This is a genomic window from Halomonas sp. DQ26W, assembly GCF_003339685.1.
Classification (GTDB): Bacteria; Pseudomonadota; Gammaproteobacteria; order Pseudomonadales; family Halomonadaceae; genus Halomonas.
Genome location: NZ_QPKI01000002.1, coordinates 35479 through 53608, shown reverse-complemented (window position 1 = coordinate 53608; position 18130 = coordinate 35479). Strand labels below are relative to the sequence as shown.

At 60.8% G+C, this 18130-nt stretch carries 14 protein-coding genes and 1 tRNA gene; 11 read left to right on the top strand and 4 right to left on the bottom strand.

The genetic code is table 11. The features are described 5' to 3' along the window. Positions 1-2: 2 nt before the first annotated feature. Both DU490_RS01345 and DU490_RS01340 read left to right on the top strand, forming a co-directional pair. Positions 3-3149 carry an efflux RND transporter permease subunit gene (locus DU490_RS01345; protein ID WP_114572546.1) on the top strand — a complete coding sequence of 1049 codons (3147 nt, stop codon included), beginning with the start codon at positions 3-5 and terminating at the stop codon, positions 3147-3149. A gap of 1 nt (position 3150) precedes the next feature. Beyond that, positions 3151-3516 (top strand): copper-binding protein, encoded by a 366-nt coding sequence (locus tag DU490_RS01340; RefSeq protein ID WP_114572545.1) that lies wholly within the window; start codon positions 3151-3153, stop codon positions 3514-3516. A gap of 175 nt (positions 3517-3691) precedes the next feature. Here DU490_RS01340 and DU490_RS01335 read toward each other — a convergent pair whose 3' ends face one another. Next, complete coding sequence (locus DU490_RS01335) at positions 3692-4573, bottom strand: YicC/YloC family endoribonuclease (RefSeq protein ID WP_114572544.1); 882 nt, start codon at positions 4571-4573, stop codon at positions 3692-3694. Between the two features lie 144 nt (positions 4574-4717). Between DU490_RS01335 and rph the strand changes: the two genes are divergently transcribed. Beyond that, entirely contained in the window at positions 4718-5455 is a 738-nt protein-coding gene (gene rph / locus DU490_RS01330) for a ribonuclease PH (protein WP_114572543.1), read from the top strand. Between the two features lie 282 nt (positions 5456-5737). Here the strand turns inward: rph and DU490_RS01325 are convergent, their stop codons facing one another. Continuing rightward, positions 5738-6505 carry an exodeoxyribonuclease III gene (locus DU490_RS01325; protein WP_114572542.1) on the bottom strand — a complete coding sequence of 256 codons (768 nt, stop codon included), beginning with the start codon at positions 6503-6505 and terminating at the stop codon, positions 5738-5740. Positions 6506-6649: 144 nt separating this feature from the next. Here DU490_RS01325 and pyrE point away from each other — a divergent pair, with 144 nt between their 5' ends. The 4 genes from pyrE to rep all read left to right on the top strand — a co-directional run bounded on the left by pyrE (position 6650) and on the right by rep (position 10569). Continuing rightward, positions 6650-7321 (top strand): orotate phosphoribosyltransferase, encoded by a 672-nt coding sequence (gene pyrE / locus DU490_RS01320; protein ID WP_114572663.1) that lies wholly within the window; start codon positions 6650-6652, stop codon positions 7319-7321. A gap of 56 nt (positions 7322-7377) precedes the next feature. Then, complete coding sequence (locus DU490_RS01315) at positions 7378-7947, top strand: YfaZ family outer membrane protein (RefSeq protein ID WP_114572541.1); 570 nt, start codon at positions 7378-7380, stop codon at positions 7945-7947. Between the two features lie 69 nt (positions 7948-8016). Beyond that, on the top strand, positions 8017-8499 hold the full coding sequence (trmL, locus tag DU490_RS01310) for a tRNA (uridine(34)/cytosine(34)/5-carboxymethylaminomethyluridine(34)-2'-O)-methyltransferase TrmL (protein ID WP_114572662.1): 483 nt from the start codon (positions 8017-8019) through the stop codon (positions 8497-8499). A gap of 3 nt (positions 8500-8502) precedes the next feature. Next, on the top strand, positions 8503-10569 hold the full coding sequence (gene rep / locus DU490_RS01305) for a DNA helicase Rep (protein ID WP_114572540.1): 2067 nt from the start codon (positions 8503-8505) through the stop codon (positions 10567-10569). Between the two features lie 74 nt (positions 10570-10643). Here rep and DU490_RS01300 read toward each other — a convergent pair whose 3' ends face one another. Then, positions 10644-11492, bottom strand: coding sequence for a cytochrome c5 family protein (locus DU490_RS01300; protein ID WP_114572539.1), 849 nt, complete (start codon positions 11490-11492; stop codon positions 10644-10646). 293 nt (positions 11493-11785) lie between these two features. Between DU490_RS01300 and lhgO the strand changes: the two genes are divergently transcribed. The 4 genes from lhgO to DU490_RS01275 all read left to right on the top strand — a co-directional run bounded on the left by lhgO (position 11786) and on the right by DU490_RS01275 (position 17029). Beyond that, positions 11786-12985: an L-2-hydroxyglutarate oxidase gene (gene lhgO / locus DU490_RS01295; RefSeq protein ID WP_114572538.1), complete on the top strand. Its 1200-nt coding sequence runs from the start codon at positions 11786-11788 to the stop codon at positions 12983-12985. A 287-nt stretch (positions 12986-13272) separates the two neighbouring features. Beyond that, a tRNA-Arg gene (locus DU490_RS01290) sits at positions 13273-13349 on the top strand. 1277 nt (positions 13350-14626) lie between these two features. After that, positions 14627-15394 (top strand): Crp/Fnr family transcriptional regulator, encoded by a 768-nt coding sequence (locus DU490_RS01280; protein WP_114572536.1) that lies wholly within the window; start codon positions 14627-14629, stop codon positions 15392-15394. A gap of 426 nt (positions 15395-15820) precedes the next feature. Next, the gene (locus tag DU490_RS01275; protein WP_114572535.1) at positions 15821-17029 is read left to right on the top strand and encodes a M24 family metallopeptidase; all 1209 of its coding nucleotides are present in this window, start codon (positions 15821-15823) and stop codon (positions 17027-17029) included. Here the strand turns inward: DU490_RS01275 and DU490_RS01270 are convergent. Continuing rightward, positions 17022-17924 carry a LysR family transcriptional regulator gene (locus DU490_RS01270; RefSeq protein WP_114572534.1) on the bottom strand — a complete coding sequence of 301 codons (903 nt, stop codon included), beginning with the start codon at positions 17922-17924 and terminating at the stop codon, positions 17022-17024. The two genes, DU490_RS01275 and DU490_RS01270, sit on opposite strands and share 8 nt — an antisense overlap. Positions 17925-18130 lie beyond the last annotated feature (206 nt).

The following is an 18130-nucleotide window of genomic DNA, read 5'->3' as shown; positions in this document are numbered from 1 at the left end:
GCATGATCGAAAGGATCATTTCGTGGTCGTTGCACAATCGCCTGCTGGTGCTCTTGGTGACCGCCATCTTCGTCGTCTGGGGGCTGTTCACGGGCCGACAGATGCCACTGGACGCTATACCCGACCTCTCCGACGTTCAAGTGATCGTCCATACCAGTTTTCCTGGCCAGGCGCCTCAGGTCGTCGAAGATCAGGTCACCTACCCCTTGTCGACGGCCATGCTGGCGGTGCCCAAGGCGAGGGACGTGCGGGGTTTCTCCATGTTCGGGGATTCCTACGTCTACGTGCTGTTCGAGGACGGCACCGACCCCTACTGGGCCCGCTCCCGGGTATTGGAATATTTGAGCCAGGTGGCGCCGCGCATGCCGGAAGGCGCCCAACCTGCGCTGGGGCCCGATGCCACGGGGGTGGGCTGGGTCTACCAATATGCGCTGGTAGACCGCAGCGGGGAGCTCGACCTGGCGGACCTGCGCTCGCTGCAGGATTGGTTCCTCAAGTATGAGCTGCAGTCGGTGACAGGGGTTTCCGAGGTCGCAACCGTGGGCGGCATGGTCAAGCAGTACCAGGTGGTGCTGGACCCGAACCGTGCGCGTGCCTATGGCCTGACCCTGTCGGGCATTCGCATGGCCATTTCCGATGCAAACCGTGAGGCAGGTGGTTCCGTGATCGAGATGGGCGAAGCGGAATACATGGTTCGCTCGCGAGGTTATCTCACCGGCATTGAAGACCTGCGACTGGTGCCCGTTGGCCTGGGTGACGATGGCACCCCAGTGTTGCTAGAGGATGTCGCCGAGATTCGCATCGGACCCGCTGCCCGCCGCGGCATCGCGGAGCTGGATGGAGAGGGCGAGGTGGTGGGTGCCCTGGTGGTCATGCGTCATGGCGAGAATGCCCTTGCCACCATTGATCGCGTCAAGGCGCGCCTCGACGAGTTGCGCCCGAGCCTGCCCGAAGGGGTGGAGATCGTGGAAACCTATGATCGCTCGGTGCTGATCCAGGAGTCTGTCGACAACCTAACGATCAAGTTGTTGCAGGAATTCTTGATCATCGCGCTGGTTTGCGTGGTGTTCCTGCTCCACCTGCGCTCGGCGCTGGTCGCCATAATCGCCTTGCCCATTGGGATCCTGGCGGCGCTGATGATCATGCAGGCCAAGGGCATCAACGCCAATATCATGTCGCTCGGCGGCATCGCCGTGACGATCGGTGCCATGGTGGATGCTGCCATCGTCATGGTGGAGAACCTGCACAAGCGGCTGGAGAAAGCACCGCCGGGAGAAGATCGCTGGCATACCGTGGCCGAGGCGGCCAAGGAAACCGGACGGCCGATCTTCTTTGCGCTGATGATCATCGTGGTCAGCTTCCTGCCCCTGTTTACCCTGCAGGGCCAGGAAGGGCGCATGTTTTCACCGCTCGCCTTTACCGGCACCTACGCCATGGCGGCGGCGGCAGGTCTGGGCATCACCCTGGTACCTGTGCTGATGGGCTACCTGGTGCGTGGACGCATACGACCCGAGTCGGCTCACCCGCTCAGCCGCATGCTGATTGCCATCTATCGGCCGGGACTGAGCGCCTTGCTGCGCTATCCCTGGATCACCATTGCAGCTGCCGTGCTGCTCGCTGCCAGCGTGGCCTATCCGGCGAGCAAGCTTGGCAGCGAATTCATGCCCCAACTGGACGAAGGCGATCTCATGTACATGCCGTCGCTGGAGCCGGGGGTCTCCATCGGCAAGGTGCGTGAATTCATGCAGCAGACCAATCGCCTGATCATGTCCGTGCCGGAAGTGGAACGTGTCTTTGGCAAGGCAGGACGCGCCGATACTGCCACCGACCCGGCGCCCATCGGCATGCTGGAGACCGTCATTCGCTTCAAGCCCCGTGATCAGTGGCGTGAAGGCATGACCAAGACCGATATCATCCGCGAGCTCGATGAGGCGGTCAGCTTTCCTGGTGTGGCCAACGTCTGGGTGCCGCCGATCAAGACACGTATCGACATGCTGTCGACGGGTATCCGTTCGCCCGTTGGCATCAAGGTGGCTGGCTCCGACCTGGGGGAAATCGAGCGCATCGGGCGCGAGATCGAGCGAGTCCTGCAGGATGTGCCGGGCACGGCGTCAGCCTATGCCGACCGTACCGCTGCCGGTCGCTATATTGAAGTGGATATCGACCGGCGTGCCGCGGCACGGCATGGCGTCAACGTCAGCGATTTGCAGGCCGTGATCCAGACGGCTGTGGGGGGAATGAATGTCAGTGAAACGGTAGAAGGCCTCGAGCGCTACCCGATCAACCTGCGTTACCCCCAGGACTGGCGCGACTCTCTCGAGCGGCTGCGGGATCTGCCGGTGATCACTGCCGCCGGCGCCTACCTCCCCTTGCAGGCACTGGCGCAGGTGAATATCACCGATGGCCCAGCAATGATCCGTACGGAGAATGCGCGCCTCAACGGCTGGGTGGTGGTCGATATTCGCGGGAGGGATATCGGTTCTTACGTGGCCGAAGCGCGTGAGCGAGTCATGGAGGAGGTTGCATTGCCCGCCGGCTATTCCGTCACCTGGTCGGGTCAGTACGAATACATGGAGCGGGCCAAGGAGCGGCTGCAGTGGGTCGTGCCGGTGACTATCGTGCTTATCTTCCTGCTGCTCTACCTGTGCTTCCGCAACGGCCCGGAGACGCTGATGTTGATGGGCTCACTGCCGTTCGCCGCGGTCGGTGGCGTCTGGCTGCTTCACTGGCTGGCCTATGACGTTTCGGTGGCAGTGGCGGCAGGCTTCATCCTGCTGATTGGCCTGGCGGCTGAGTTTGCCGTGGTCATGCTGATGTATGTCAAAAGCGCGGTGGAGCAGCGTCAGCCCCGCACCCAGGGCGAGCTGCGTGAGGCAATCATCGAAGGCGCCGTAATGCGCGTAAGGCCCAAGGCCATGACCTCACTCACGGTGGTGCTGGGGCTGAGCCCGCTGCTGATGGATTCAGGTCCAGGATCGGAAGCGATGCAGCGCATCGCCACCCCAATGGTCGGTGGCATGATCACTGCCCCGCTGGTCTCGTTACTGCTCATTCCGGTTCTGTACTGGCTCTGGCAGCGTCGGCAACTTCCCGCGACAGTCTCGTCGGAGGCTGTACTGAGTAACACCAACCTCGAAGGAAACCAGTAAAATGAAACATATCGTACTTCAGATGGCCGTAGTGGCGAGCTTCCTCATCACCGGGCCGGCCCTGGCGAATAGCGATCATGGACATGGTAAGCATGCGAACCATGGTGCCACGGACACGCATCAAGAGATGCGCACAGCGGAAGGCGTCGGTACCGTGCAGTCGATAGCAGAGGATGGCAGCAGTGTGGTGTTGGCACACGAGCCAATTGCTGAATTGCGTTGGCCGGCGATGACCATGCAAATAGCCCTGGCCGATCCGGTGCTTGCCGACGGGCTTGAGGTGGACAGTGAAGTGAGCTTTGTACTTCGCCAGATCGGTGCCACCGACTATGAGATCAGCGCCATCGCGCCGGCAAATACCCCCTAAACCTGCCCCTCCTCAACGTCGTGGGTTACGTTGAGGAGGGGCACGGTCACCTAACACAGAGCCACTATTGAGGGAGGCGGGTCGGGTGACTCTGATACGAGGCTGCGTCCCTGTGGTGCATGGCCTCGAGCATTGAACTCAGTGGCTTATAGACTTTCATGGGCGGATGTGAGCTTTACTCGATATTCTGGATCTGTTCGCGCATCTGTTCGATCAGCACTTTCAACTCCACCGCGCAGCGGGTGGTGTTGGCGACCACGGACTTCGACGACAGGGTGTTGGCTTCGCGGTTGAGCTCCTGCATCAGGAAGTCCAGTCGGCGCCCCATGGGGCCCTTCTGCCCCAGTTGGCGCTCCACTTCGCTGACGTGTGTCGCCAGGCGGTCGAGTTCCTCATCGACGTCGGCCTTCTGGGCCAGCAGGACCAGCTCGGCCTCGAGGCGCTGGGGGTCGAGTTCCGCCTTGACCGAATCGAGGCGCTCCAGCAGCTGGGTACGCTGGCGCTCCAGTATCGTCGGCATCAGCCGGCGCACCTCGGCTACCTGCTCGCCCACGCCGACCAGTCGCTCGCGGATCAGGGCGGCGAGTTTCTCGCCCTCCCGGGCTCGTGACTCGATCAGTTCGTCGAGAGCCGCCTGAAATAGCGCGCTCGCCTCGGCCTTTATCGCGTCCAGGTCCATGCCCTGGGATTCGAGCACGCCGGGGTGGTCGAGCAGCGCCAGGGCATCCGGCATCGGCGCCTGGGGCAGGGCTTCACGCACTTCGCCGAGGGCGTCGGCAAGGGCGCTGAGGCGTGAGCGATTGACCGCCAGGGCTTCACTCACGCTGGTTGGATCGAAGCGCAGGTTGCACTCAACCTTGCCGCGGGCCAGCCGGGTGCGCAGCATTTCGCGGAAGGCGGGCTCCAGATCGCGCAGCGCCTCGGGCAGCCGGAAATGGGGCTCCAGGTAACGCTGATTCACCGAGCGCAGCTCCAGCTGCAGGCTGCCCCACTCGTCTTCTCGGCTCTGACGGGCAAAAGCGGTCATGCTGTGAACTCTGTTGCTGCTGTCAGCCATAGCGACTCCCCGATACAGCGAGCTGCGGCCTTTCGGCCACAGCGGGTGAAATGTCTGGCAAGGAGTGTACCCGATTCGGCGCGCTGACCGTGTAGAATGGCCGCTTTTCCGATGTCACTATCAACCCAAATATTGAGAGGTAACATGGCTTCTGACCCCAAGCGCTCCAGTGGACGACGGCCCGACCAGCCTCGCGAGATCCGGCTCACCCGTGACTACACGCGCCATGCCGAGGGTTCCGTGCTGGTGGAGTTCGGCGACACCAAGGTGCTGTGCAACGCCAGCGTGGAGGCCGGCGTACCGCGCTGGCTGCGCGGCAAGAGCCAGGGTTGGGTGACCGCGGAATACGGCATGCTGCCGCGTGCCACCCATACCCGCAGCGGGCGTGAGGCGGCGCGGGGCAAGCAGGGGGGGCGGACGCTGGAGATCCAGCGCCTGATCGGACGCTCGCTGCGCGCCTCGGTGAACCTCAAGAAGCTGGGCGAATTCACCATCACCGTGGACTGCGATGTCATTCAGGCCGACGGCGGTACCCGCACCGCCTCGATCACCGGTGGCTGTGTGGCGCTGATCGATGCGATCCGTTTCCTGCAGCGCGAGAAGAAGATCAAGGGCGACCCCTTCGAGCAGCTGGTCAGCTCGGTGTCGGTGGGTATCGTCAAGGGCGTGCCGGTGGTCGATCTGGACTACCCCGAAGATAGTGGCGCCGATACCGACATGAACGTGGTAATGGCCCAGAAAGGCGGGTTGATCGAAGTGCAGGGCACCGCCGAGGCGGGCACCTTCTCCCGCGCCGAGCTCGACGCCATGCTCGACCTGGCCGAGCAGGCCGGTGCCGATCTCTTCGCCCACCAGCAGGAAGCGCTGGGCATTCGACGCTGAGGTAAACCCTAGGTGAGGGGGGACTCTGATTTATGTAGCGAGCGATGAGAGGCTGGTCGCCGCCGGAGCGCAGCTCCCGGAATGTAGCCTGCTACATGAGGAGAGCGAGCACCGCCGGCGGCCAGGATGGCTAGGTTCGTTCCCGACGAACCAACGCACTTCCCACATCCATGTGGGTCGTCGAGCGCAGCAATAAATCAAAGTTTCCCCAAAGCATTGCGCCGGCCACATAGGCCGGCGCAATGCGTTCCGGGCAGGCCCGGCCGCGACGTAAGGGAAGCGTCAGAGCGCCAGGTCGTACTCGACAAACAACGGGGCGAACTCGCTGAAGGTGGCATCGTAGTCGACCCAGGCGTCGGTTACGTGGCGGCGCAGGTTGGGGCCGACGATCTGGTAGTCGATACGCCAGCCTTCCTGGCGCGAGCGCGGCTCGTCCTGGTCGAGCTTGGGCCACCAGGTGTATTCGCCGGCGTCGCGGTTGATCTCGCGGAAGGTATCGATGAAACCAGTGGGGCCGAACACCTGATCCATCCAGGCGCGCTCCTCGGGCTTGAAGCCTGGCGTGGTCTGGTTATCCGCCCAGTTTTCCAGGTCGATGGTCTTGTGGGCGATATGCCAGGTGCCGCAGATGATGTACTCGCGGCGCTTGCGAGCCATCTTCGACAGGTATTCCTGATACTGAGCCATGAAGGCCTGCTTGGCGGCATAGTCGCTGCCGTCGGGCATCAGGAAGCTGACGATGCTGAAGCGGTCGTAGTCGGCTTGCAGGAAGCGGGCTTCATGATCGCACTGGGGAAAGCCCAGCCCATACATGATCGCCTTGGGGATCTTGCGGCAGTAGATACCCACGCCGGAGAAGCCGTCCTGTTCGGCATCCAGGAAGTAGCCTTCATAGCCTTCCGGGTAGAGAATACTGTCGTCCAGCTCGAAGCTCTTGGCCTTGAGGTTCTGGACACAGATGACATCGGCATCCTGTTCGGCCAGCCAGTCGAGGAAACCTCGTCCGACGGCTTCTCGGATACCATTGACATTGATGGTGGCAATTTTCATACATGGTCCCTTTGACGTCGCGCGTGTATGATACCCGACGTTTCGACGTTTGGGTAAATGGCCCGCAGTGATAATCGTGATAGGGCGCAGATTTCCATGGATTTCGGGCCTGTAGAGAGTGAGGGAAGCGCCGTGTCGGCCAGCATGCAAGCCTACCAGCGACATTTTATCGAATTTGCCATTGAACAGGGCGTTCTGAAGTTCGGTGAATTCACGCTCAAGTCGGGCCGTGTCAGCCCCTATTTTTTCAATGCCGGCCTGTTTCGCAGCGGCCGCGCCCTCGCCCGCCTGGGTCGTTTCTATGCCAGTGCCATCGCGGCCAGCAAGTTGCCGGTGGACGTGCTTTTCGGTCCCGCATACAAGGGCATTCCCCTCGCCGCCACGACCGCGGTGGCTCTGGCCGATCATCATGACCGTGACCTGCCATTCGCCTTCAATCGTAAGGAGGCCAAGGATCACGGCGAAGGTGGTAATATCGTCGGTGCTGAGCTGACGGGGCGTATCCTGATCATCGATGATGTTATCACCGCAGGCACCGCCATTCGTGAAGTCATGACCCTGATCGATGCCGCTGGCGCTGAGGCGGTTGGGGTGGTGATCGCACTGGATCGCCAAGAGCGCGGTGGCGACGAAACTGAAGGAAAGAGTCGAAGCGCCATCCAGGAAGTCGAGGCACGTTACAGCATGCCGGTCATCAGCATCGTGACGCTGGACATGGTACTCGCCTATCTGGAAGAGCAGGGCGGCGAGGCATTCAGGCGTCACGCCAAGGCTATCCGCGGCTACCGTGCCCGCTATGGTGTCGCCGTCGATTAGTCGTTGTCGATGAGATATAGGGACGCGTATTTGCGTTGATCATTAAGGAGCCTTCGATGAAGACCCTCACTAGACAGTTTGCCCTTGCCACCTTTGCTGGTTTCCTACTGGCAACCACCGGGGCACACGCCGCTTCCGGCAGCCTGGACTTGAACCTGAGCCCGGATGCGGTGCAGTTCGAGGCCAACGGCGAGCTGACACAGGGTGTCGCTCTGGGGGGTGGCGTGCTTCACAGCGACTATCGTGACGATGCGACGATCTATCATGTCCAACTGCTGGGCGTACAGCGCAATCGCGACCGGGATATCGGCATCGGGGCTCGCTGGACCCAATACGATACCGATCATGGCAAGGGCGGCGGTTTGGGCCTGGGTGGTTACGGCTATGTCTTCCTGCCGCAGATGCCCGATATTTCGGTGGGGGGCTACGGCTTCTACACGCCCAGTGTGGTGACCAGCAGTGACCTGGACGACGGTTACGAGGTGGGTGTTCGTGCCCGTTACGCCTTCTCTCCCAGTGTGGATGGCTACGTGGGCCTGCGTCAGGCGGCAGCCGACTTCGACAATGGCCGCGGCTCCCGCACCCTGGACCGGGGAGCACAGGTGGGTGTGCGCCTGATCTTCTGACCCCGGCAACTTTCCTTGTATCGGCGGGCCCCTGCGGGGGCCCGCATGCGTTTCACCTGGCAGGCTGTCATGCTCGATGTCGTGCTATATGAACCTGAAATACCGCCCAATACCGGCAACCTGATTCGTCTGTGTGCCAATACCGGCTTTCGCTTGCATCTCATCGAGCCGCTGGGCTTCGTGCTTGACAACAAGCGCCTGCGGCGCGCCGGACTCGACTACCATGAGTGGGCCGCGGTCAAGGTTCACCGCGACTGGTCGGCCTTCCTCGACACGGTGGCACCCAAGCGGGTGTTCGCCGTTTCGACCCGGGGCCGCACTGGCTACCATCAGCCGGTCTACCGTGAGGGCGATGCACTGCTATTCGGTCCCGAGACCCGCGGCCTGCCACAGGCAATGCTCGATGCTCTGCCCGAGGCCCAGCGCCTGCGTATCCCCATGCTGCCCGACAGCCGCAGCCTCAATCTTTCCAACGCCTGTGCGGTGATCGTCTTCGAGGCCTGGCGTCAGCTGGGCTATCGGGGGGCGCTTGATATCACCGGCAAGGAGTGAATCATGTCGATCAAGCAGCGCCTGGCCAAGCTCAACCCCCGCCAGCAGGAAGCGGTGCGCTATATCGACGGCCCATGCCTGGTGCTGGCCGGCGCCGGTTCCGGCAAGACCAGCGTGATCACCACCAAGATTGCCTACCTGGTCCAGGAGTGCGGCATGAGCGCGCGGCGCATCGCCGCGGTGACCTTCACCAACAAGGCCGCCCGAGAGATGAAGGAGCGCGTGGGACAGATGCTCAAGGGCAAGGAGGGCCACGGCCTGACGGTCTCGACCTTCCACACCCTGGGGCTAAACATCATCCGCGGTGAACTCAAGGCGCTGGGCTACAAGCCGGGCTTCTCGCTGTTCGACCCCGAGGACGCCAAGGCGCTGCTGCGCGACCTGATGAACAAGGACGCCCAGGTCGACGCCGATCAGATCAACCAGGTCCAGCATCAGATTTCCGCGTGGAAGAACGACCTGATCCTGCCCGGCCAAGCGCTTTCCCATGCCGCCGACGAGAACGAGCAGTATGCCGCCAGGGTCTACGAAGCCTACGTGCGTCACCTCAAGGCGTATAACGCGGTGGACTTCGACGACCTGATCCTGCTGCCGGTGGTATTGCTGCGCGATAATCCCGAGGTGCTTGCTCGCTGGCGGCGCAAGATCCACTACATGTTGGTGGACGAGTATCAGGACACCAATGTCTCGCAGTACCTGCTGGTCAAGCTGCTGATGGAGGAGCGCAAGACCTTTACCGTGGTGGGTGACGACGACCAGTCGATCTACGCCTGGCGCGGCGCCCGACCGGAGAACCTGGTGACCCTGGGCGAGGACTTTCCGCGCCTCAACGTCATCAAGCTGGAGCAGAACTACCGCTCCACCGGTACCATCCTGCGGGCCGCCAACACCTTGATCGCCAACAATCCCCACGTCTACGAGAAGACCCTGTGGTCGGAGATGGGCGACGGGGCGGCGATTCGCGTGGTGGTCAATCGCCACGAGGAAGCCGAGTCCGAGCGGGTGGCCAGCGAGATACTCACCCGGCGTATCAAGGAGCGGGCGGAGTGGCGCGACTTCGCGGTGCTCTATCGGGGCAACTTCCAGGCGCGGCTGCTCGAGCTCAAGCTGCAGCACTACCAGATTCCCTACAAGCTCTCCGGCGGCACCTCCTTCTTCTCGCGCAACGAGATCAAGGACGCCATGGCTTATTTGCGCCTGCTGATCAATCCGGCCGACGACAACGCTTTCCTGCGTATCGTCAACGTGCCGCGCCGGGAGATCGGCCCCGGCACCCTGGAGAAGCTGGCCAACTATGCCACCCAGCGCGGTGCCTCGCTGTTCGCTGCCTGCCACGAGCTGGGCCTGGAGCAGCAGCTACCGGCCCGTGCGGTGGAGCGATTGGGGCGCTTCACCCACTTCATCGATGGGGTGCGCCGCCGAATGGATGGCGGGGATGCGATTCCCGCCATCCGCGGCATGCTGCACGAGATGGACTACGAGGCGTGGCTCTACCAGAACGCCAGCGCCCCGACCATCGCCGAGAAGCGCATGGGCAATGTCTGGATCCTCATCGACCAACTGGAGAAGTCGATGCGAACGGACCCTGAAGACATCACCCCGGAAGAGAGCACCGCCAGCGAGGAAACCGAGACAGACACGGTGGAAGCCGCCATCTCCCGGCTGGTACTGCGCGATATCCTCGAGCAGCAAGCCGAGGAGGATGACACCGACCGGGTCCAGCTGCTGACCATGCACGCCTCCAAGGGGCTGGAGTTTCCTCACGTCTACCTGATGGGGCTCGAGGAGGAGCTGCTGCCCCACCGTAATGCCATCGAGGCGGGTACCGTGGAGGAGGAGCGCCGCCTGGCCTATGTGGGTATCACCCGGGCGCGGCGCACCCTGACCCTGACCCTGGCCCGCCAGCGCAAGGCCTTCGGCGAGTTGATGGACTGTGCCCCCAGCCGGTTTCTCGACGAGCTGCCTGCGGAGGATCTGGACTGGGAAGGCCAGCCCGACCGGGAAGACCCGGAGAAGAAGCAGGCGCGGGGCAAGGACGCCATCGCCGGACTGCGCTCGCTGTTAGGCTGAGTTGAGTCGAGGGAAATGCAAACGGGGCGCCAGTGGCGCCCCGTTCATATCACTGCTTACTGCGACTCCTTGGATCAGCGAGTCGGCTCGACCAGATAGTCAGTGGCGGCACGGACCTCGTCATCGGAGAGGTTGGCTTGGCCTCCCTTGGGCGGCATGGCGCCGATGCCGTTGATGGCGTGGTCATAGAGGGTATCCATGCCCTGCTCCATGCGCTCGCCCCAATGACCTTCATTGCCGCGAATCGGCGCACCGGCGGCACCAGTCATGTGACATGCCATGCAGGCCTGGTTGTAGATGGCTTCGCCATCGATGCCGGCATGGGCGGGCTCCTCATCGGCAGGTGCCGCTTCTTCCGTAGCAGCTTCTTCAATGGCCTCGTCTTCAATCGCTTCTTCGGCTGCAACGGCTGCGGCTTCCTCTTCCACCGCACCCTCTTCGGTCACGGCTTCTTCGTCTGCTGCAGCATCCTCGGCAACGTCCGGTACATCCATCACCGGCTCGAGCAGGTAGGCCGTGGACGCGGCGACTTCCTCGTCGGAGAGGTTGGGGTTGCCGCCGCGGGCCGGCATGGCATTGAAGCCGTTGATGGAGTGGTCCAGCAGGGTATCCCAGCCCTTGTCGATGCGGTCGGCCCAGCCGTCCTCGTCGCCGCGGACCGGCGCCCCGGCCGCCCCGGTTTCGTGACAGGCCATGCACACGCGGTTGTAGATGGCACCACCATCGATACCGTTTGCGGGTGCGTCCGCTTCCGCTTCACGGGCGGCAGCGGTGCCGCAATCCTCACCCTGCAGGCAGAGGTTGCCGGCCGGCTTCAGGCGTTCGGCAATGGCGTCCCTGTCCACTTCGGCGTGGACGGACGAGGCGCCCGCGGTCAGGCCCAGGGTGGCCAGACACCCCATGATCAACTTGCTGGATTTCACTCTCACCACCTCCCGACGGTCCTGTAATCGTTATCAGCTCGTGGCGACGTTGGCACACGAAAGCCGTGGACACCATGAAACGCACAATGCAGCGTAGTATACCGATAACCCAAACCGCTGGAAAACGCTGTTGTCCATGTCTTTGGCATGTAGAGACGAGCCACCTTCCTACTGCGGCTGCCGCAGAGGGTCGCCCGGACGCTTAATCGGTACAGTTCTATGGCCGCTGGGGCCTGCGACAGGGTATCGTTGGAATCCTATCCTGATATGACTCGCTGACGACAGGGGCGCGCGTGTACGACTTCATTATCATCGGCGGCGGCATCCTCGGCCTTTCCACTGCCATGCAGCTGATCGAACGCTTTCCGGAGAAGAAGATCGCGTTGCTGGAAAAGGAGGAGGGGCCCGCCAAGCACCAGACCGGTCATAACAGCGGCGTGATCCACGCGGGTGTCTACTACGCCCCCGGCAGCCTCAAAGCGCGCTTCTGCCTGGAGGGTAACCTTGCCACTCGCGAATTCTGCGAGCGTCACGCCATCGACTACGCGATCTGCGGCAAGGTGCTGGTGGCGACCAATGCCCAGGAGATGCAGCGCATGGAAGCGCTGTGGGAGCGCACCGCGGCCAATGGGCTGGAGCGGGAGTGGCTCTCGGCCGAGGCGCTCAAGGAGCGCGAGCCTAATATCACTGGCATCGGCGGAATCTTCGTGCCTTCCAGCGGCATCGTCAACTACGCGCGAGTCGCCGAGGCGATGGCGGCCGAATTCGAACGCCACGGTGGCCAGATCCGCTATGGCCATGAGGTGACCGGCATTGCCGAGCGCACCGGCGAGGTGATCGTTACCACGGCGCAAGGGGAGTTCAACAGCCGCTATTTGGTGAGTTGCTCAGGTTTGATGGCCGATCGGGTCGTTCGCCTGCTGGGCCGCAACCCGGGCTTCACCATCTGCCCGTTTCGCGGGGAGTACTATCGGCTGCCCGACCGGCACAGCGGTATCGTCAACCATCTCATCTATCCCATCCCCGATCCCTCCATGCCCTTCCTGGGGGTACATCTCACCCGGATGATCGATGGCTCGGTGACGGTGGGGCCCAATGCGGTGCTGGCACTGAAGCGGGAAGGCTACCGCAAGGGCGATATCTCGCTGCCCGACATGGCGCGCATGTTCACCAATCCCGGGGTGCTCAGGGTGCTGGGCCGCAACCTCAAGCCGGGCCTGGTGGAGATGAAGAACTCCCTGTTCAAGAAGGGTTATCTCGCGGAGGTGCGCAAGTACTGCCCCAGCCTGACCCTGGACGACCTCGAGCCCTGGCCCGCCGGCGTGCGTGCCCAGGCCGTCTCGCAGGACGGCCGGCTTATCGACGACTTTCTGTTCGTGAACACCCGTCGTACCGTAAATGTCTGCAATGCCCCTTCGCCGGCAGCCACTTCTGCCATCCCCATCGGCCGCCATATCCTGGAAAAGGTCAGCGAGATGGTGGAGTCTACATAAGATTCACGCCGGTCCTGCTGTCGCCGAGAGCGATTTCGCAGGCTCGGCAACAGCACGAAGCGGGGCGTGGCAAGCCCTTCTGCCGATCGACGCCGGGGCGCGCACGGCTGGCAGCGCCGCCGTGCTCGAGTACCAGCTGGAAGTTGCGACGCATTTCGGCGAGGAAACTGTTGGGGTGCGTGAGCGGTACCGTAGCTTCCGGGGCGAAGATTAGTGGCGATGCAGGACGACCAGGCTGGACAGTCCAGGCGCTGACGGTTACGATGTTGCCGCTTCATAGCAAGCAAGCGCCCATAGCTCAGCTGGATAGAGTACTGCCCTCCGAAGGCAGGGGTCGTAGGTTCGAATCCTACTGGGCGCGCCAAGAATACGAGTAAAAACGGTTACTTAGCCCATCGTGGCGGTGGCCTTTTTTTGTTGTCTTCCAGTTTGAGGCGTCCTTGATGCCGTCGATGGCCTAGCGCACCCGCTGGGGCGCCGGCGAGTTCGGAGCCTTGGGCCCGGCCGCATTGTGGGGCTGCATCAATGAACGGTAGTCAAGCGGGGGTTCACTGTGCTTGCCGCCGGGGCTAGAAGTCAGTATCGATTGGGTTAAGGGGGCTTGTTCGGCCAAGCTAACCTGGGGTCGATCACTGAATTCGGCCAGCTTGGGTTTCCCCGGCTTCTTGAGGTGCCAAGATGCTATCGGCTTACCTCTAGCAGCCCCTGGGCTAAGCGCCACCGCGCATAATGCCAGACCCACGGAAGCAAGCAAGATTCGCACGCTAGTCGAATCCTGGGTGGTGACAGCCAAGAGCAAGGCTATCGTTCCAAGCGCTAGGGCAAAGATGAATTTCATAATACTTCCTGATTACACATATTAGTCAGCTATCACGCGGCACGGGATTATATCGATACTCCATTTTTGAGTCCGATATTTCATGGTAACAACACCTCTCTATTGGCAGAAAAATTTTCTAGCACATAAGATGTGTTGTTTATCAATGGCTTGACAGATCTATCAATCAGTCGAAATAGGCAGCAATTGCGTCCATGTAAGACAGTTGAATCCGCGCCCGTTCCCCCCAGCACTCCAAGGCTTCAGCATCTAATGAATTTGATTTAACTTGCTCGAATGAATTAGATTTAAGTTTCGTGGTTTTCATGGACATTACTCATTAAGATGGTTGATTGTCACGCCTTTAGCGCAGCGCAACGTCCTGTTCAGGCACTTCCTTTGCCACGCTCACCCTGAGGATGAACCTTATGGCGCTCACTCACTGTGCGCTGGCGAACGCAGCGTTTGGAATCGCCAGAAGCGCAGGTTGCGGCTGGGTGCTCAAAGCCCTTCGACATGGTGCATGCCAAAGGTTGAAAATTTTCAACGGTCGACAGCCGCCAACTCAGACTCCAGTTCTGTATCAGCCGCACAGGCAGGGCATCGCGGATTCCTGCTCATGCCTTGGGCGCCTTTCCGGTGGCGTGGCACAAGTCCACCTCGGTCGGCTACAGGGGCGGAAATTAATGCGATGTTTGCCTTATGCACATAGCAATTGTGTGTTCCTGCGCTAACGTACATAGCAAGTGTTTTGATTCCGGCGCGCGTGTGTGTGGTTGCCCCCGCGCTTGGTGAACTTGTCAGCTAGAGGAGTGTTGTCAACCATGGGTCCACAATCCGATCCGCGTCAGAATGCCATGCTGGCAGCCTTACCGATGGATGAATACAAGCGCCTGGAGCCTCTCCTCGAGCCGGTCGAGTTGAGGCTGGGGGCTTCGCTCGCCGAGTCGGGAGAGACGATGCGTTATGTCTATTTTCCGACGGATTCCATCGTATCGCTACTGTGCGTCATGGAAGATGGTGATTCGACAGAAATTGCCGTTGTCGGTACCGAGGGTGTCGTCGGCATCTCGCTGTTCATGGGCGGCGAAACCACACCGAGCCGTGCCATCGTGCAGAGTGCGGGCAGCGCCTATCGCCTCAAGGGGCCGCTGGTGAAGACCGAGTTCTATCGTGCGGGTCCTCTGCAGGACCTGCTGCTGCGTTACACCCAGGCACTGATCACCCAGATGGCGCAGACCGCGGTATGCAACCGGCATCACACCCTTGATCAGCAGCTGTGTCGCTGGCTGCTGCTGAGCCTGGATCGCTTGCCGACCAACGAACTGCTAATGACCCAGGAACTGATCGCCAACATGCTTGGCGTGCGTCGAGAGGGCGTCACCGAGTCAGCCGGTAAGCTGCAGAAGGCCGGCCTAATTTCCTACCATCGCGGGCGCATCACTATTCTGGACAGGCCCGGCCTGGAAGCGCGAGTCTGTGAGTGCTATGCGATCGTCAAGAAGGAGTACGATCGCCTGCTGTCCTATCGTCGCCCACCCCGGGATAAGGGGATCGATGCCTCTACTCCCCCCAGAGCATCATCGAAGTAGGATCACGATGACATCGGCTGGCGTGCCCTGGGTATGGTGATAACGTTTGAAGAGGGCTTCGGACAACGGGGGCACGATGTGCCGCCGCTCAGCCGCCGCCAGTAAGCCTTCTGGGCGCTCCAAGAATTCGAGGGCTCACGACAATTGTCGTGGGCCCTTTCTGCTATCTAGCGCATCCCTTCTGGCACCTGTCCCGGTAATTTAGCCCATTTACCTGTTTGGTTAACCCCCTCAGGTGGCGCTTCGGCACCGTAAACGCCATCAATGTCTCTCCAACGCTATGAAAATCCTGAGTATTGCCGTGGCCAATGGGCCGATTTGCACTAGTCATTGGTGTTGCCTCCTGCCGCTGGCCATATTCGTCCGTACAGCAGGTCGACCCAAACCCCGCGACGCAGGTCGCTTGAAGACGAAGGAGACAACAAGATGCAACTTCCATCGCTGATCGAGATTCCCAACGGGGGAAAGGTCGTGCCGACGTTCTCGGACGCCGAGATGCAAGGAAGGCTGGCGCGTCTCAGGAAGACAATGGCGGCGAACGGGATCGATGCCGTGGTGATGATGTCCTATCACAACATCAACTACTTCAGCGATTTCGTCTATTGCAAGTTTGGCCGTGACTATGGCCTTGTCGTCACTCAAGACCGATTCACGACTGTGACCGCCAATATCGACGGCGGTCAGCCCTGGCGGCGCAATCGCCTGGGCGACAATATCGTCTATACCGACTGGCAGAAGGACAACTTCTTCAAGGCAGTCAAGCAGCTCTGCGAGGGCCGTCGCCGGGTTGGCGTCGAGTTCGATCACCTGACGCTGCAGAATCAGCAGAAGCTGTTGACGGCACTGGGCGACGTGGAGCTGGTGGATATCGGCGTGCCGAGCATGCAGATGCGCATGATCAAGTCCCCGGAGGAGATCGCGCTGATTCGCCAGGGTGCGCGGATTGCCGACGTGGGTGGGGTAGCCGTGCGGGATGCCATTGCGGCCGGGGTGCCGGAATACGAAATCGCACTGGCGGGCCAGCGTGCCATGGTGCGTGAGATCGCCAAGACCTACCCCCACAGCGAGCTGATGGATACCTGGGTCTGGTTCCAGTCGGGTATCAACACCGACGGCGCCCACAACCCGGTGACCAGCCGTCGCGTCCTGCCCGGCGATATCCTGAGCCTGAACACCTTCCCGATGATCTCAGGCTACTACACCGCCCTGGAGAGGACCCTGTTCTGCGAGCACGCCTCCGACGAGCACCTGCGGCTGTGGGAGGCGAATTGCGAAGTTCACCGGCGGGGCCAGGAGCTGATCAAGCCTGGTGTACGCTGCTGCGATATTGCGCACGAACTCAACGATATCTTCGCCAAGCATGATCTGCTCAAGTACCGCACTTTCGGCTACGGGCACTCCTTCGGCACCTTGAGCCACTACTACGGTCGCGAAGCGGGCCTGGAGCTGCGCGAAGACATCGAGACGGTGCTCGAGCCCAACATGGTGGTCTCCATGGAGCCGATGATCATGGTTCCGGAAGGCAACCCAGGTGCCGGCGGCTATCGAGAGCACGACATCCTGGTGGTCAACGAGCACGGGGCCGAGAACATTACCGGCTTCCCGTACGGCCCGAACCACAACATCGTCAAGTAGGCGTTATCTGTCCGCGTGATCCAAGCACGGGATGAGGAGCAAGATTGGCAAGCCCGACGCGTAAGAAGTCGAGTACGTGGCGGGTTGCCACGCTCAACTCACGCTCCCGGTAGTAGAGGCCAATACTGACCGAGCCGAGGCTCGGCAGTTGCTTTGTCTCGATTGCTGTGGGCAGGTGGGGCGGTACAACCGATGAAGCCATCGCCGTCAGACCAAGGCCTTCCTCTACGGCCGACATTATTCCTAGCAGGCTGGGGGTGGTATAGGCGATGCGATATTGTCTACCGGCCCTCTCTAAGGAACTCTCCAGCATTGCCCGATAGATACAGCCCTGCGGGTAGGTGACCAGGGGGATCAGATCTAATTCAGCAAGATTTCCAGGGCTCATTACCCATGTCAGTTGGTCTAGGCGATAGTCTCGTTTATCCCTGTCTTCTTGGGCTCTTTCAGGTTCCATGACAAGGCAGATGTCATAGACGTGCTTTTGGTATTTTTGATAGATGCTCTTGCTAATATCACAGTCCACTTCGACCATGATGTCGGGATAGGTTCGTGACAGGTTACGCAATGCCTTTGGCAGAAAAGCTAGCTCGAAATCATTGGGTATCCCTAGGCGAACTCGCCCCGAGACATTGGCTCCTCCCAAGCGTGAAACGGTCGTATCATTAATCTCAAGGATTTGCCTGGCAGCGTGGTAAAGATATTCTCCATCCTCCGTCAGTTCTAGGCTCGTTCCTCTTACGAATATCTGGGTTTCGATCAGCGATTCCAGCTTTTTAATCTGTAGACTGATAGCCGGTTGAGAGCGGCCAAGGAGTTCCCCTGCACTGGTGAAGCCACCCAATTCTTTGATGGTGACGAAAGTGCGCAGCAAGTCTGTCGGTATATTCTTCATATCGTGGCACTATCATTGGAATTTATGGGAGGATTTGAGAAACAAATTGGCTGATTTTATAAGCATAAAATACCTTAGATTTACTAGGAAAGAAAACAAAATAGGAAGACCAATCCTTTCAATAAATAACAAGAGGGTGAGTGAATGAATTCCTGGGTATTGAGTACTTTCGCAGTGCTTACTTGCTACATGCTAGTCCATGCTGG

What these genes read in the sequence shown, in the direction of transcription:
- trmL (WP_114572662.1), top strand. Translation starts at nt 8,017, where the DNA reads ATGCTCGATGTCGTGCTATATGAACCTGAAATACCGCCCAATACCGGC.
- rep (WP_114572540.1), top strand. Translation starts at nt 8,503, where the DNA reads ATGTCGATCAAGCAGCGCCTGGCCAAGCTCAACCCCCGCCAGCAGGAA.
- rph (WP_114572543.1), top strand. Translation starts at nt 4,718, where the DNA reads ATGGCTTCTGACCCCAAGCGCTCCAGTGGACGACGGCCCGACCAGCCT.
- DU490_RS01345 (WP_114572546.1), top strand. Translation starts at nt 3, where the DNA reads ATGATCGAAAGGATCATTTCGTGGTCGTTGCACAATCGCCTGCTGGTG.
- DU490_RS01275 (WP_114572535.1), top strand. Translation starts at nt 15,821, where the DNA reads ATGCAACTTCCATCGCTGATCGAGATTCCCAACGGGGGAAAGGTCGTG.
- DU490_RS01315 (WP_114572541.1), top strand. Translation starts at nt 7,378, where the DNA reads ATGAAGACCCTCACTAGACAGTTTGCCCTTGCCACCTTTGCTGGTTTC.
- pyrE (WP_114572663.1), top strand. Translation starts at nt 6,650, where the DNA reads ATGCAAGCCTACCAGCGACATTTTATCGAATTTGCCATTGAACAGGGC.
- DU490_RS01340 (WP_114572545.1), top strand. Translation starts at nt 3,151, where the DNA reads ATGAAACATATCGTACTTCAGATGGCCGTAGTGGCGAGCTTCCTCATC.
- DU490_RS01270 (WP_114572534.1), bottom strand. Translation starts at nt 17,924, where the DNA reads ATGAAGAATATACCGACAGACTTGCTGCGCACTTTCGTCACCATCAAA.
- DU490_RS01335 (WP_114572544.1), bottom strand. Translation starts at nt 4,573, where the DNA reads ATGGCTGACAGCAGCAACAGAGTTCACAGCATGACCGCTTTTGCCCGT.
- DU490_RS01280 (WP_114572536.1), top strand. Translation starts at nt 14,627, where the DNA reads ATGGGTCCACAATCCGATCCGCGTCAGAATGCCATGCTGGCAGCCTTA.
- DU490_RS01325 (WP_114572542.1), bottom strand. Translation starts at nt 6,505, where the DNA reads ATGAAAATTGCCACCATCAATGTCAATGGTATCCGAGAAGCCGTCGGA.